This is a genomic window from Manganibacter manganicus (assembly GCF_002075885.1).
Classification (GTDB): domain Bacteria; phylum Pseudomonadota; class Alphaproteobacteria; order Rhizobiales; family Rhizobiaceae; genus Mesorhizobium; species Mesorhizobium manganicum.
This window is the reverse complement of sequence record NZ_MDET01000001.1, coordinates 55,043-68,581: the sequence shown is the minus strand read 5'-3', so window position 1 is coordinate 68,581 and position 13,539 is coordinate 55,043. Positions and strand designations below refer to the sequence as shown.

The window sequence follows — 13,539 nt, the reverse complement described above, 5'->3', positions numbered from 1 at the left end:
AGGCTGGCCCAGCGCAAGGACCGTGACATCGTCCCGCCGGGTTGATAGAGCCTGCCACACAGCATCCGAAGCATTTTCTGGTGATCCATGGCCGAACCTCCGCTGAAAGGCGTCCGCGTCATAGAGCTTGCCCGCATCCTGGCAGGGCCATGGGCGGGCCAGTTGCTCGCCGATCTCGGCGCCGACGTCATCAAGGTGGAAAGCCCGGACGGCGACGATACCCGCAAATGGGGGCCGCCCTTCGTCGAGGGCAAGGAGGGCGAGAACCTTTCAGCCGCCTATTATCATGCCTGCAATCGCGGCAAGCGCTCCATTGTCATCGATTTTTCGACACCGGAAGGCGCCGCGACCGTCAGGAAACTGGTCGCCACCGCCGACGTCGTGATCGAGAATTTCAAGCTCGGCGGCCTCAAGAAATACGGGCTAGACTATGAAAGCCTGAAGGCGGTTAATCCGCGCCTTGTCTATTGCTCGATCACCGGCTTCGGCCAGACCGGGCCTTACGCGGCGCGCGCAGGCTATGATTTCATCGTGCAGGGCATGTCCGGCCTGATGTCGATCACCGGGCCGGCCGGCGGCGAGCCGCAAAAGGTCGGCGTCGCCGTCACAGACATCTTCACGGGGCTTTATTCCGTCATCGCCATTCAGGCCGCCCTGCGCCACGCCGAGGCCGGCGGCGAAGGCCAACATCTGGACATGGCGCTGTTCGACGCACAGATCTCCGTGCTTGCCAACCAGAATTTGAATTACCTCGTATCCGGTGTGTCGCCGGTGCAGATGGGCAACGCCCATCCCAACATCGCGCCTTACGAGGTGCTGCCGGTCAAGGACGGGCATTTCATTCTCGCGGTTGGCAATGACGGCCAGTTCCGCAAGTTCTGTACGGTCATCGGCAAAGGCACATTGGTCGACGATCCAGCTTTTTCGACCAATTCGGCGCGAGTTGCCAATCGCGTCGCGCTGAGGGAGGCGATCCTCGGCCCGCTTGCAGAGGTCACGCGCGACGACTTGCTGGCGAAACTTGAGGCCGCCGGCGTCCCCGCCAGCCCGATCAACAATATCGGCCAGATGTTTTCCGACCCGCAAGCCATCGCGCGCGGCATGCGGCTCGATCTGGACGATCGCCATGGCAACGCCCTGCCCTCAGTGCGCGCGCCGATTGTCATGTCGGCAACGCCGCTTGCCTATGAGCGCCCCTCGCCGCGCCTTGGCGAACATACCGATGAAATTCTGGCCGAACTGGAGAAAACCGGAAAATGAAGACCGGCGGAAAACTGATTGTCGAAGCCCTGGAAGCCAATGGCACGGATCGCGTGTTCTGCGTGCCGGGCGAATCCTACCTCGCCGTTCTCGATGCCCTGCACGATTCGAAAATCCGCATTATCGTGTGCCGGCAGGAAGGCGGCGCGTCGATGATGGCCGACTGCGAGGGCAGGCTGACCGGCAGGCCCGGCATCTGCTTCGTCACGCGCGGTCCCGGCGCCACCAATGCCTCGGCCGGCATCCATATCGCCATGCAGGATTCCATTCCGCTGATCCTGTTCATCGGCCAGGTCGCCAGCCACGCCAAGGAGCGCGAGGCCTTCCAGGAGGTCGATTACAAGCAGTTTTACGGCAGCATCGCCAAATGGGTGGTCGAGATCGAGGACGCCGCCCGCATCCCCGAATTCATCACCCGCGCCTTTGCCGTGGCGACGTCCGGCCGTCCCGGCCCCGTCGTCGTGTCATTGCCTGAGGACATGCTCACCAGCGAAGTCGAGGCCCCGGTTGCGTTGCCATTCACGCCGGTCGAAACCCGCCCCGGCGAAGCCGAACTCGATGAACTGGAAAAGTTGCTTGGTGCAGCGAAGCGACCGTTCGTCATTCTCGGCGGCACACGCTGGAGTGCCGAGGCAGTCGAGAATATCAAGCGGATTTCGGAGAATTGGGCGCTGCCGGTCGGCGTCGAATTCCGCCGCCAGATGCTGTTCGATCATCTGCACGCCAATTATGCCGGCGATGTCGGCATCGGCATCAATCCGAAGCTGGGCGCGGCCATCAAGGCGGCCGATCTGGTGCTGCTGATCGGCGGGCGTTTCGGCGAGATGCCGTCTTCGGACTATACGCTGCTGAAAAGCCCCTATCCCGACCAGAAGCTTGTTCACGTCCATGCCGACGCCAACGAACTTGGCCGCGTGTTCAGGCCGACATTGGCGATCAACGCTTCGCCAGCCGCTTTTGTCGAGGCCTTCGCAAAGCGGAAAGCATCCGCACCGCCGGATTGGGCCGCGCAGACCGAGCAGTTGCATAAATTCTATCTGGAATGGTCCACGCCTCCCAACACCGGCCCCGGCGCGGTGCAGATGGGCCCTATCGTGGAATATCTGGAAGGCGCGCTACCGGACGACGCCATCATCTGCAACGGCGCCGGCAATTTCGCCACCTGGATGCACCGCTTCCACCGCTACCGCCGCTACAACACACAGGCCGCGCCCACCAGCGGTTCCATGGGTTACGGCGTGCCGGCGGGTGTCGGCGCCAAGAGCGTGTTCCCGGACCGCGAGGTGATCGTATGGGCCGGCGACGGCGATTTCCTGATGCACGGCCAGGAGTTTGCCACCGCCGTCCAACACGACCTGCCGGTAATCGTCGTCATCCTGAACAACGGCATCTACGGCACCATCCGGATGCACCAGGAACGCGACTATCCCGGCCGGGTGAGCGGCACCAGCTTGAAGAACCCGGATTTCGCCGCCTACGCCCGTGCCTTTGGCGGCCATGGCGAGACAGTCGAAAAGACCGAAGACTTCGTCCCGGCCTTCGAGCGCGCGCGCGCCAGCGGCAAGCCGGCCATCATCGAGATCAAGCTCGATCCCGAGGCGATCACGCCGACACGCACGCTGAGCGACATTCGCGAGAAGCGGTGAGACAAGCGAAGATGTCGTACGTCCTTCGAGGCTCGCTCCGCTCGCACCCCAAGATGAGGGAGGCGGGCACACCTCAGCAAGCGGACTACAGGTGCCAATTGGCTAGAGGGCAATCGCCGACAACCTTTCTCATTCTGAGGTGCGAGCGCAGCGAGCCTCGAAGAACGCACAACGACCCAAAACGAGCGTCGATACATACGCAAAAAGGGGCGGTCGCCCGCCCCTTTCCGTTCATATCGAACTGCTTGATCGCCTCTATTTCAGCGCCTTGTCGGTGATTTCAGTCGTATAAGCGCCTTCCGGCTCCTTTGTGATGATCTTCTGATCGAGCAATGCCTTGGCGGTGCGCTCGTAAAGCTCCGGATCGAGCTTGCCGTCACCGATCAGCTTGGCCACCTCGCCGACCATGCGCTGCTGGTGGTGCTCGTCCTGCCCGCCATGCTCCATCACCATCTCCGCCGCCTCGTCGGGATGTTCCACGGCATAGTGCCAGCCTTTCATCGAAGCGCGCACGAAGCGCACCATCTTGTCCTGGAAGGCTGGATCCTTGAGCTTGTCCTGCATCACATAAAGGCCGTCTTCCAAAAGGTCGTTGCCAAGCTTGGTGTAGTTGAAGACGATCAGGTCTTCCGGCTTGAAACCGGCATCGATCGCCTGCCAATATTCGTTATAGGTCATCACCGAAATGCAGTCGGCCTGCTTCTGGATCAGCGGCTGCACATCAAAACTCTGCTTGAGAACGGTAACGCCGTCCGGTCCGCCCTCGGTCGAAAGCCCGAGTTTATGCATCCAGGCGAAGAACGGATATTCATTGCCGAAGAACCAGACGCCGAGCGTATGGCCCTTGAAATCGGCTTCCGTCTTGACCGGCCCGTCCTTCAAGCAGATCAGTTCCAGGCCGGACTTCGCGAACGGTTGGGCGATATTGACCAGATTGACGCCCTTGTCGCGCGCCGAAAGCGCAGCCGCCATCCAGGTCACGATCACGTCGGCGCCGCCACCGGCGATCACCTGCTCGGGCGCAATGTCCGGCCCGCCATTCTTGATCGTGACATCGAGCCCTTCATCTTCATAAAAGCCCTTGTCCTTGGCGACGAAATAGCCGGCGAACTGGCCCTGTGCCAGCCATTTCAACTGCAATGTGACCTGATCCGCGGCCCATGCCTGAACCGCCGCCAGCGACAGGGCGCCGGCCAGCATCGAAACTACCAGTCTTTTCATTTTTCTCACCCTCTGAAGCGCCTACCCACCACGGATAGACGGATGCCAAAACGTGACTGCCCTTTCGAGCAAGGCAACCCCGCCATAGAAAACCGAACCGGCCACCGCCGCAACCGCGATCTCGGCCCACACCATGTCGATATTCATGCGCCCGACCTCGGTGGAGATGCGAAAGCCCATGCCGACCACCGGCGTGCCGAAGAATTCGGCGACGATGGCGCCGATCAGTGCCAGCGTGGAATTGATCTTGAGCGCATTGAAGATGAAGGGCATTGCGGCGGGTAGCCTGAGCTTGAACAGCATTTGCCAATAGCCGGAAGCATAGGTGCGCATCAGGTCGCGTTCCATATGGCCGGCCGAGGAAAGTCCGGCCACGGTGTTCACCAGCATCGGGAAGAAGGTCATGACGACGACGACAGCCGCCTTTGATTCCCAGCCGAAGCCGAACCACATCACCATGATCGGCGCCACGCCGATGATCGGCAGCGCCGCCGCCATATTGCCGATGGGCAGAAGGCCGCGCCGCAGGAATATGAAACGGTCGGCCGCAACGGCCGCCGCAAAGCCGGAAATGCAGCCGATCGCATAGCCGGCCAGCACCGCCTTGAAGACGGTCTGGTTAACGTCGGCTGCCAGGATCGAAGCCGAACTGACGATACGCGCGCCGATGGCGCTCGGTGCCGGCAAAAGCAGGAACGGAATGCCGGCGCCGCGAACGATCGCTTCCCACAGAATGAGAATCCAGACACCGAAGATGACGGGAATGATCAGGCCAAGCGCGGCCGCCGCCTGCCGCGAGGCCGGTTTGATGGCCGAAAGCGCGGTTACACAGCGCCAGGCAAGCAGCCAAGCGCCCACCAGCGCAAGATAGAAGGACGGCCCGGCATTGCCCTCATGGCCGGCAATACCCGAAATGAGCAGCCAGGCGGCACCATGCGCGCCGATAAAGGCGATGCCGGCCTCGATAAGCGGAGCCGTCGCGAACAGGCTTCCGGCAATCGCCGCCACCAGTACGAGGCCGAGCGCCGGCCAGATATTGGCGGCAGTTCCCCCCTGCATTGTCTCCAATGCCATTCCGCCAAGCACAAGCACAAGTGCAGCGGCCATCTGCCACGCGAAAGGTCGACTCATGCCGGCCTCCCGCCCATGGCCCGCCCGGTAATCCGCTCGGCAAGCCCCACCAGCATCACCAGCACCACGGCGACCAGCGAACCGGCCACCAGCGCCGCCCATATCTCGATGGTCTGGCTGTAATAGGAGCCGGCGAGCAACTTTGCGCCTATGCCGGCGACCGCACCGGTCGGCAGTTCGGCGACGATGGCGCCAACAAGGCTTGCGGCAACGCCGACTTTCATCGAGGCGAACAGGAAGGGCAGCGACGCCGGCAACCGCAACTTCCAGAAAACCTGCGAGGCCGTGGCGTTATAGGTGCGCATCAGATCGAGATGCATGAGTTCGGGCGAGCGCAGGCCCTTGACCATGCCGACCGCCACCGGGAAAAATGACAGATAGGTCGAGATCAGCGCCTTGGGGATCAGGCCGGTAATGCCGATCGAGGCGAACACCACCACCACCATCGGCGCAATCGCCAGGATGGGAATGGTCTGCGAAGTGATGATCCACGGCATCAGGCTGCGGTCGAGCGACGTAAAATGGACGATGCCGACGGCGATCAAGATGCCGAGCATCGCGCCGAAGACGAAGCCGACAAAGGTGGAGGAAAGCGTCACCCAGGAGTGATAGACAAGGCTGCGCCGGCTCCACGGCTTGACCATGAAGGTCGTGTTGAAAAAATTCTGCGCCACCTGATGCGGCGCCGGCAGTGTCGGCTTCGGCTGCGACCATGTTTCGACCAGGAACCCGGCCAGGCCCGGCGAGCGGCCGGCGCGCCGATCAAGATCACGCTGGAACGGCCCGTTGAGCACGACCGCGAAGGCGTACCAGGCCACGATCATGATGCCGAGTATGGTCAGCACGGGAACGATCTTGGAGCGAAGCGGGTCCATGCTAGCCCCCGTCCAAAATTTTTTGACAAACTGCATCCTTCGAGGCTCGCTGCGCTCGCACCTCAGGATGAGGACCGTTTGTTGCAAACTCTTGCAGGAGATGCCGATGCACGACCTCCCTCGTCCTGAGGTGCGAGCACATAGTCGGCTCAATCCTCATAGGAATGCCCCGCCCTCAACCCGTCGCGCACCCTCGCCGCGATGGCCAGGAACTCCGGTGACTCGCGAATGTCGAGCGGGCGCTCCTTCGGCAGCGTCGATTCAATGATGTCGGTAACGCGACCGGGGCGCGGCGACATCACCACGATGCGGGTGGACAGATACACCGCCTCGGGAATGGAATGAGTAACGAAGCAGATCGTTTTTTCTGTGCGCGCCCATAGCTTCAATAATTGCTCGTTGAGATGGTCGCGCACGATTTCGTCGAGCGCACCGAACGGCTCGTCCATCAGCAAAAGGTCGGCATCGAAGGCCAGCGCGCGGGCAATCGAAGCGCGTTGCTGCATGCCGCCAGAAAGCTGCCATGGATATTTCTTCTCGAAGCCAGTCAGGTTGACCAGTTCGAGCGTGCGACGGATGCGCTCCTGCTGCTCCGACCGAGACAGCCCCATGATCTCCAGCGGCAGCGCGACATTGCGCTCGATGGTGCGCCACGGATAAAGCGCGGCAGCCTGGAAGACATAGCCATAGGCGCGTTTTTCGCGCGCCTGCTCCGGCGTCATGCCATTGATGCTGATCGTGCCTTCGGTCGGCCTTTCGAGGTCGGCGATGACACGCAAAAGCGTGGTCTTGCCGCAACCCGAAGGGCCGATGAAGGAGACAAACTCGCCCTTGCCGATAGTCAGGTCGACATCAGACAGAGCCTGAACCGGCCCGTCGCCGGTCTGGAAGGCAAGGCCGAGTTTTTGGGCTTCGACGACCGGCTCATTTGCCGGGGCTTCATTCGCTGGCTTCACGCTGGCACTCACTCCGACGGAGGGGCGGATCGTCATACGCTTCACACACCCGTCGCCGGAATGCCAGTGCGTTCGACCTTGCGCGGCGCGGTGATCTCTTTCCACGTCGAAAGCGCCCGGTTGACCGCCTGATAGGGCTCGCGCGGCACGAATTCGCCGTGACCCGATCGAGCTTCCACCTTGCTTTCCTCAATGGCCAGTTCGCCGCGCGTGAAGACAAAACGTGGCGCGCCCGTAACCTCCACGCCTTCAAAGACGTTGTAGTCGATCACCGACTGCTGCCCCTTGGCGGAAATGGTCTTCTTGCGCTTGGGGTCCCACACCACAATGTCGGCATCGGCGCCTTCCACGATGGCGCCCTTCCTCGGATACATGTTGAGGATCTTCGCGATATTGGTGGACGTGACTGCCACGAACTCGTTCATGGTCAGCCGTCCGGTGTTGACGCCTCTTGTCCACAGAACCGGCATGCGGTCTTCCAGGCCGCCGGTGCCGTTGGGAATCTTGGTGAAATCACCGACGCCGGTGCGCTTCTGTTTGGTTGTGAAGGCGCAATGGTCGGTCGCCACCACCTGAAGCGAGCCCGAAGACAAGCCCGCCCACAAAGAATCCTGATGCATTTTGTTGCGGAAAGGCGGGCTCATCACGCGCCGTGCGGCATGGTCCCAGTCCTTGTCGAAATATTCGCTCTCGTCCAGCGTCAGATGTTGGATCAGCGGCTCGCCGTAGACGCGCATCCCCTTCTGCCGGGCGCGCCTGATCGCCTCGTGGCTCTGTTCGCACGAGACATGCACGATATAGAGCGGCACACCGGCCATGTCGGCAATCATGATGGCGCGATTGGCTGCTTCGCCCTCCACTTCCGGCGGGCGCGAATAAGCATGGCCCTCCGGTCCGTTATTGCCGTCGGCCAGCAGCTTTTCGCTGAGCGCGGCCACCACATCGCCATTCTCGGCATGCACCAGCGGCAGTGCGCCCAATGCCGCGCAACGCTGGAACGACGCATACATCTCGTCGTCGTCCACCATCAGCGCGCCCTTATAGGCCATGAAGTGCTTGAAAGACGGGATGCCCTTGTCCACGACGGTCGCCATCTCGTCGAACACCTGCTTGCCCCACCAGGTGATCGCCATGTGGAAGGAATAGTCACAAGACGCCTTCGAGGTCTTGTTGTCCCACATCTGCAAGGCCTCGAGCAGCGATTGCTGCGGCGCCGGCAGGCAGAAATCGACCACCATGGTGGTGCCGCCGGCAAGGGCCGCGCGCGTGCCGGACTCGAAATCGTCCGCCGAATAGGTGCCCATGAACGGCATTTCGAGATGGGTGTGCGGGTCGATGCCGCCAGGCATCACATAGCAGCCTGTAGCGTCGAACTCGTGATCGCCGTGCAGATCGGGACCGATCGCCTCGATCTTGTCGTGCTTGATCAACACGTCCGCTTTCCACGTGCGATCGGCGGTGACGATCGTGCCGTTCTTGATGACTTTGGACATTGATGTTCCCTTTTTTCGGCTTCGCGCTTCTTGTGAGCGGCGTTCAGTAAGCGATTCAATTCACGCGACGATCTCCGCCGTCTCCACCACGGCGTGGAACAGCACGTCCGCCCCGGCCGCGGCCCACTCCTTGGAAATATCCTCCGCCTCATTGTGCGAAAGCCCGTCCACGCAAGGGCACATCACCATGGTAGCCGGCGCGACCCTGGCAGCCCAGCAGGCATCGTGCCCGGCTCCGGAAATGATGTTCATATGGCTGTAGCCGAGATCCTCGGCGGCCTTGCGCACACGATCGACCAGCACCGGATCGAAGGTGACGGGATCGAAATGGCCGACCGCTTCCACCGAGCAGCCAACGTCGAGTTCCACGGCAATCCTCGCCGCCTCCTCCTCGATCGTCGCGCGCATGCCGTCCAGCTTGTCCTGATCGGGCGAACGGATATCGACGGTGAACACCACAGTGCCAGGCAGCACATTGCGCGAATTGGGCGAAAACTTCATCTGGCCGACGCCGCCGACCGCGCCCGGTTGGTTGGTCATGGCCACATGCTGCACCATCTCGAAGATGCGGGCCATCGCTAGCCCGGCATTGACGCGCATGTTCATCGGCGTCGAACCGGTATGCGCCTCCTTGCCCGTCAGCGTGAATTCCAGCCACCACAGGCCCTGGCCATGCGTAACGACACCGATCTGCTTGTTCTCCGCTTCGAGGATCGGTCCCTGCTCGATATGATATTCGAAATAGGCGTGCATCTTGCGCGCGCCGACCTCCTCGTCACCCAGCCAGCCGATGCGCTTCAGTTCGTCGCCAAAACTCTTGCCGTCCATGTCCTTGCGGGCATAGGCGAAGTCAAGCGTGTGCACGCCGGCGAAAACGCCGGAAGCCAGCATCGCCGGCGCGAAACGCGCGCCTTCCTCATTCGTCCAGTTGGCGACGACGATGGGATGCTTCGTTTTGATGCCAAGATCGTCCAGCGAGCGGACGATTTCCAGCCCGGCAAGCACGCCGAGCACGCCGTCATATTTGCCGCCGGTTGGCTGGGTATCGAGATGCGAGCCGACATAGACAGGCAGAGCCTCGGGGTCGGTGCCCTCGCGGCGGGCAAACATGGTGCCCATCTTGTCCACGCCCATCGAAAGGCCGGAGGCGTCGCACCACGATTGGAAAAGCGCGCGGCCTTCCTTGTCCGAATCCGTCAATGTCTGGCGATTGTTGCCGCCGGCCACGCCGGGCCCGATCTTGGCCATCTCCATGATCGAATCCCAGAGACGGTCGGCATTGATGCGCAGGTTCTCGCCGGGTGCGGCCATCCCCTCTTCTCCTCCCAGATATGTCGGACAAGGCCGGAGGCTCCTCCCTTCGGCCTTGCCCGTCGTTTCGTCAGTCGATCATGCGCAGGACTTCGCGCACATGGTCGATCATTTCATCGATCTGCCCCTTGGTGATGATGAGCGGCGGCGACAGCGCAATGATGTCACCGGTGGTGCGGATCAGCAGGCCGCGCTCGAACGCCTTGATGAAGGCCGAGAACGCCCGCTTCGTCGGCTCGCCGGCAATCGGCGCCAGTTCGATCGCACCGACCAGACCGATATTGCGAATGTCGATGACGTTCGGCTCGCCCTTGAGCGAATGCAGCGCATCCTCCCAATAGGGAGCCAGTTCCTCGCCGCGAGTCAGCAGACCCTCTTCCTTGTAGGTGTCGAGGGTCGCCAGCGCCGCCGCCGAGGCGATCGGGTTGCCCGAATAGGTGTAGCCGTGCATGAACTCGATCAAGTGTTCCGGGCCGTTCATGAAGGCGTCGTGGATTTCCTTCTTCACGAACACCGCGCCCATCGGGATAACGCCGTTGGAAACGCCCTTGGCCGTCGTCATGATGTCGGGGACCACGCCGAAATAATCGGCGGCGAAGGGCGTGCCGAGACGACCGAAACCGGTGATGACCTCATCGAAGATCAACAGGATGCCGTGCTTGTCGCAAATCTCGCGCAGGCGCTTGAGATAGCCCTTCGGCGGCAGGATGACGCCGGTGGAACCGGCGACCGGCTCGACGATGACCGCCGCGATGGTCGAGGCATCGTGCAGGGCGACGATACGTTCCAGTTCGTTGGCGACGTCGGCGCCATGCTCCGGCACGCCACGCGAAAACGCGTTCTTCTCCGGGAAATGCGTGTGCGGCATATGATCGACGCCGGTAAGCAGCGTACCGAACATCTTGCGGTTGGAGACAATGCCGCCAACCGAAATGCCGCCGAAATTGACGCCATGATAGCCGCGCTCGCGGCCGATCAGGCGGAAGCGCGACCCGTCTCCCTTGGCGCGATGGTAGGCGATGGCCATCTTGAGCGCCGTCTCGACCGATTCAGAGCCTGAATTGGTGAAGAACACATGGTCCATGCCCTTGGGCGCGATATCGACCAGCCGGTTGGCCAGTTCGAAGACGATCGGGTGGCCCATCTGGAAGGCAGGCGCATAGTCGAGTTCGGCGGCCTGTTGCTGGATCGCCTCGGTGATCTTCGGTCGGCAGTGGCCGGCATTGACGCACCACAGGCCGGCGGTGCCGTCCATGATCTTGCGGCCGTCACTCGCCGTGTAATGCATATCCTTGGCGGCAACCAGCATGCGCGGCGCCTGCTTGAACTGCCGGTTCGCGCTGAATGGCATCCAGAATGCGCTGAGATCGTTGGGCGTTACCTTGAGCCGGTTGGACATGACCAAGCCTTCCTTTCAGTTGTGGTGTTTCATCGCGGCCAACGCTTGGTCCCGGCTGTCATTTCGTGCTAGCAATTTTTGACCGTTTGGACAAACGTTAGCACCGCCATGGTAGCGGTCAAGGGATTAGTAGCGGAAATGCGACTTGCGAAGCGCGCTCCACAAGCCAGCAAAAAACTGGTCCAGATTATTGGTCCAGAAACCGCCCATCCGCCTGAAATCCGGCCATTAGCAATCATGGAAGCCGTCGCCCCACGCCGCACCCGCATCCAGAAGGAAAAGCGCGAGTTGATTCTCGAGGCCGCGCTCGACACATTTTCAACCCATGGCTTCCGTGGCGCCACCATCGACCAGATCGCCGAGGCGGCGGGCATGTCGAAGCCAAACCTGCTTTATTATTTCCATCGCAAGGAAGACATTTTCGAGACGCTGATCCAGCGCCTACTGATCACATGGCTTCAGCCGCTGCGCGAACTGGACGACGTCGGCGATCCACTGACCGAACTTGGCGCCTATATCCGCCGCAAATTGGAAATGGCGCGCGACTATCCCCGCGAAAGCCGTCTGTTCGCCAACGAGATCCTGCAAGGCGCGCCTCGCATCATGCCGATGCTGGAAGGCGAGTTGAAGTCCCTGGTGGACGACAAGGCCGCGATCATCGAAGGCTGGATGCGCGCCGGCCGCATCGCCGAAACAGATCCCTATCACTTGATCTTTTCGATCTGGGCGACCACCCAGCATTATGCCGATTTCGACGTTCAGGTGCGCGCCGTGCTTGGTCCGGAGCGCGGCGGCAATGCCCGTTTCGAGGATGCCGCACAATTTCTGGAGCGGCTTTTTCTGGGTTCATTACGACCGCAGTGCCCTTGACCCTGCCACTTGACGTGGACTTTTCTCCAATTGCCGCATGGTACATCGTTCCTGCACTGTGGCGGATCGGCTTGTTACGACCCATGGGAGAAAAAAATGGCCAAATTCGTCGTGCTTTATAAGACGCCGAAGGATAAAACGGCGTTCGACCGCTATTACGCTGCAACGCACATACCACTGGCGAAGAAACTGCCCGGCCTGCGCAAATATGACATCAGCGACGGCGGCGTTCACGGACCGGGCGGTGAAACCGGCTATCATCTCGTCGCGACGCTCGACTTCGATTCATTGTCCGCCATCAAGGCCGCCCTCGCCTCGCCGGAAGGTCAGGCCGCAGCCGGCGACCTCGCTAATTTTGCCGACGGCGGCGTCGAACTGCTGTTTTTCGACACCAAAGAGGTGTGAGCGATGCGCCTGCCGTCTCGGCACGTCAAAGCGCCTGCCCCATCACCATCAGCAGGCCACCGCACAGCGTGATGTTGACCAGCGTCAGGTAAAGATGCGGATCGCGCTCCTTGCCGTGGAACAGGAAGAGATTGTGGTAGAGCGGCGTTGCCATGAGCAGGAACAGGATCAGCATGGCCGCACCGACCACCACATGCCAATTGAGGATCAGTAGCACTCCGCCGACAAGTTGCATGGCAAAGCCGATGGCCAGCATGGGCGCCGGCAGCGGCCAGCCGTAATTGGTCGTACTCATCGCCCTGCGTTCGCGGAAATTCCAGAAATTGCGAATACCGGCGATCAAAAAGAAACCGCCGAAAACCACGCGACCCACGACCATCAACAAATCCGCGTTCGCCATTGTCCCCTCATCGCCACAAGAGATGAACCGGCGACCAATTGGCCGCCGATTCCCGAAGTCGTATCACTATGATCGCAGGACACAAGCCGCGCCTGCCGGTGACCTCACGCCGCTTTCTGCGCCGACACCGGGTGCAGCGCATGGAAGGGCACGCAAAGCCTGTTCCACACATTGATCATGCCGATGGCCACGCTGAGCTTGACCAGTTCCTCTTCCGAAAAGTGCTTCAGCGTCGCTTCATAAAGTGCGTCGGGCACGCCCGCGTTGGAGATAAGCGTCACCGCTTCGGTATAGGCGAAGGCAGCGCGTTCGCGTTCGGTAAACAAGGGCGATTCCTTCCATGCCGCAACCAGGAACAGGCGCTGCTGCGTGTCACCGTCACGCAACGCCTCCTTGCTGTGCATGTCGACACAGAACGAGCAGCCGTTGATCTGCGAGGCGCGAAGCTTGACCAAATGCAGCAGCGAGTGCTCCAGCCCGCACTCATCGACGGCCTTGTTGAGCGCCTGCACCTGCTTCAGAAGGTCCGGCGCCTTGGCAAAAAACTGCAATCTCTGTTTCATCGTCTTTCC

Annotated in this window: 13 protein-coding genes; 4 read left to right on the top strand and 9 right to left on the bottom strand. The window is 61.3% G+C overall.

Annotated features, from left to right (window positions below):
- The first annotated feature begins 87 nt into the window (after positions 1-87).
- The gene (locus BFN67_RS00285; protein ID WP_080917595.1) at positions 88-1,260 is read left to right on the top strand and encodes a CaiB/BaiF CoA transferase family protein; all 1,173 of its coding nucleotides are present in this window, start codon (positions 88-90) and stop codon (positions 1,258-1,260) included.
- Positions 1,257-2,906, top strand: a complete 1,650-nt coding sequence (locus BFN67_RS00280; RefSeq protein WP_080917594.1) for a thiamine pyrophosphate-binding protein — start codon at positions 1,257-1,259, stop codon at positions 2,904-2,906. Before BFN67_RS00285 ends, BFN67_RS00280 begins: the two co-directional genes overlap by 4 nt.
- Positions 2,907-3,161: 255 nt before the next feature.
- Here BFN67_RS00280 and BFN67_RS00275 read toward each other — a convergent pair whose 3' ends face one another.
- The 7 genes from BFN67_RS00275 to aptA form a co-directional block, all read right to left on the bottom strand.
- Entirely contained in the window at positions 3,162-4,127 is a 966-nt protein-coding gene (locus BFN67_RS00275) for an ABC transporter substrate-binding protein (RefSeq protein ID WP_080917593.1), read from the bottom strand.
- 21 nt (positions 4,128-4,148) lie between these two features.
- Positions 4,149-5,258, bottom strand: a complete 1,110-nt coding sequence (locus tag BFN67_RS00270; protein ID WP_080917592.1) for an ABC transporter permease — start codon at positions 5,256-5,258, stop codon at positions 4,149-4,151.
- A complete protein-coding gene (locus BFN67_RS00265; RefSeq protein ID WP_080917591.1) occupies positions 5,255-6,133 on the bottom strand; it encodes an ABC transporter permease in 879 nt (292 codons plus the stop codon). The genes BFN67_RS00270 and BFN67_RS00265 overlap by 4 nt, the downstream gene beginning before the upstream one ends.
- A gap of 149 nt (positions 6,134-6,282) precedes the next feature.
- Positions 6,283-7,125 (bottom strand): ABC transporter ATP-binding protein, encoded by an 843-nt coding sequence (locus tag BFN67_RS00260; RefSeq protein ID WP_080917590.1) that lies wholly within the window; start codon positions 7,123-7,125, stop codon positions 6,283-6,285.
- Between the two features lie 5 nt (positions 7,126-7,130).
- Positions 7,131-8,582 (bottom strand): dihydropyrimidinase, encoded by a 1,452-nt coding sequence (hydA, locus tag BFN67_RS00255; protein ID WP_080917589.1) that lies wholly within the window; start codon positions 8,580-8,582, stop codon positions 7,131-7,133.
- Positions 8,583-8,642: 60 nt separating this feature from the next.
- A complete protein-coding gene (locus BFN67_RS00250; protein WP_080917588.1) occupies positions 8,643-9,893 on the bottom strand; it encodes a Zn-dependent hydrolase in 1,251 nt (416 codons plus the stop codon).
- A gap of 70 nt (positions 9,894-9,963) precedes the next feature.
- A complete protein-coding gene (gene aptA, locus BFN67_RS00245) occupies positions 9,964-11,292 on the bottom strand; it encodes an omega-aminotransferase AptA (RefSeq protein WP_080917587.1) in 1,329 nt (442 codons plus the stop codon).
- A 237-nt stretch (positions 11,293-11,529) separates the two neighbouring features.
- Between aptA and BFN67_RS00240 the strand changes: the two genes are divergently transcribed.
- Together BFN67_RS00240 and BFN67_RS00235 are read left to right on the top strand one after the other, a co-directional pair.
- Positions 11,530-12,162 (top strand): TetR family transcriptional regulator C-terminal domain-containing protein, encoded by a 633-nt coding sequence (locus BFN67_RS00240; protein WP_080917586.1) that lies wholly within the window; start codon positions 11,530-11,532, stop codon positions 12,160-12,162.
- 96 nt (positions 12,163-12,258) lie between these two features.
- Complete coding sequence (locus BFN67_RS00235) at positions 12,259-12,567, top strand: EthD family reductase (RefSeq protein ID WP_080917585.1); 309 nt, start codon at positions 12,259-12,261, stop codon at positions 12,565-12,567.
- A 25-nt stretch (positions 12,568-12,592) separates the two neighbouring features.
- On the opposite strand, the gene BFN67_RS00230 is transcribed toward BFN67_RS00235, so the two are convergent.
- Together BFN67_RS00230 and BFN67_RS00225 are read right to left on the bottom strand one after the other, a co-directional pair.
- Entirely contained in the window at positions 12,593-12,967 is a 375-nt protein-coding gene (locus BFN67_RS00230; protein WP_080917584.1) for a DoxX family protein, read from the bottom strand.
- 104 nt (positions 12,968-13,071) lie between these two features.
- Positions 13,072-13,530: a carboxymuconolactone decarboxylase family protein gene (locus BFN67_RS00225; RefSeq protein ID WP_080917583.1), complete on the bottom strand. Its 459-nt coding sequence runs from the start codon at positions 13,528-13,530 to the stop codon at positions 13,072-13,074.
- Positions 13,531-13,539 lie beyond the last annotated feature (9 nt).

Bases quoted from the DNA above. Each gene is read 5' to 3' on its own strand.
- BFN67_RS00260 (WP_080917590.1), bottom strand. From the start codon at position 7,125: ATGACGATCCGCCCCTCCGTCGGAGTGAGTGCCAGCGTGAAGCCAGCG.
- BFN67_RS00230 (WP_080917584.1), bottom strand. From the start codon at position 12,967: ATGGCGAACGCGGATTTGTTGATGGTCGTGGGTCGCGTGGTTTTCGGC.
- BFN67_RS00240 (WP_080917586.1), top strand. From the start codon at position 11,530: ATGGAAGCCGTCGCCCCACGCCGCACCCGCATCCAGAAGGAAAAGCGC.
- hydA (WP_080917589.1), bottom strand. From the start codon at position 8,582: ATGTCCAAAGTCATCAAGAACGGCACGATCGTCACCGCCGATCGCACG.
- BFN67_RS00280 (WP_080917594.1), top strand. From the start codon at position 1,257: ATGAAGACCGGCGGAAAACTGATTGTCGAAGCCCTGGAAGCCAATGGC.
- BFN67_RS00265 (WP_080917591.1), bottom strand. From the start codon at position 6,133: ATGGACCCGCTTCGCTCCAAGATCGTTCCCGTGCTGACCATACTCGGC.
- BFN67_RS00250 (WP_080917588.1), bottom strand. From the start codon at position 9,893: ATGGCCGCACCCGGCGAGAACCTGCGCATCAATGCCGACCGTCTCTGG.
- aptA (WP_080917587.1), bottom strand. From the start codon at position 11,292: ATGTCCAACCGGCTCAAGGTAACGCCCAACGATCTCAGCGCATTCTGG.
- BFN67_RS00225 (WP_080917583.1), bottom strand. From the start codon at position 13,530: ATGAAACAGAGATTGCAGTTTTTTGCCAAGGCGCCGGACCTTCTGAAG.
- BFN67_RS00275 (WP_080917593.1), bottom strand. From the start codon at position 4,127: ATGAAAAGACTGGTAGTTTCGATGCTGGCCGGCGCCCTGTCGCTGGCG.
- BFN67_RS00235 (WP_080917585.1), top strand. From the start codon at position 12,259: ATGGCCAAATTCGTCGTGCTTTATAAGACGCCGAAGGATAAAACGGCG.
- BFN67_RS00270 (WP_080917592.1), bottom strand. From the start codon at position 5,258: ATGAGTCGACCTTTCGCGTGGCAGATGGCCGCTGCACTTGTGCTTGTG.
- BFN67_RS00285 (WP_080917595.1), top strand. From the start codon at position 88: ATGGCCGAACCTCCGCTGAAAGGCGTCCGCGTCATAGAGCTTGCCCGC.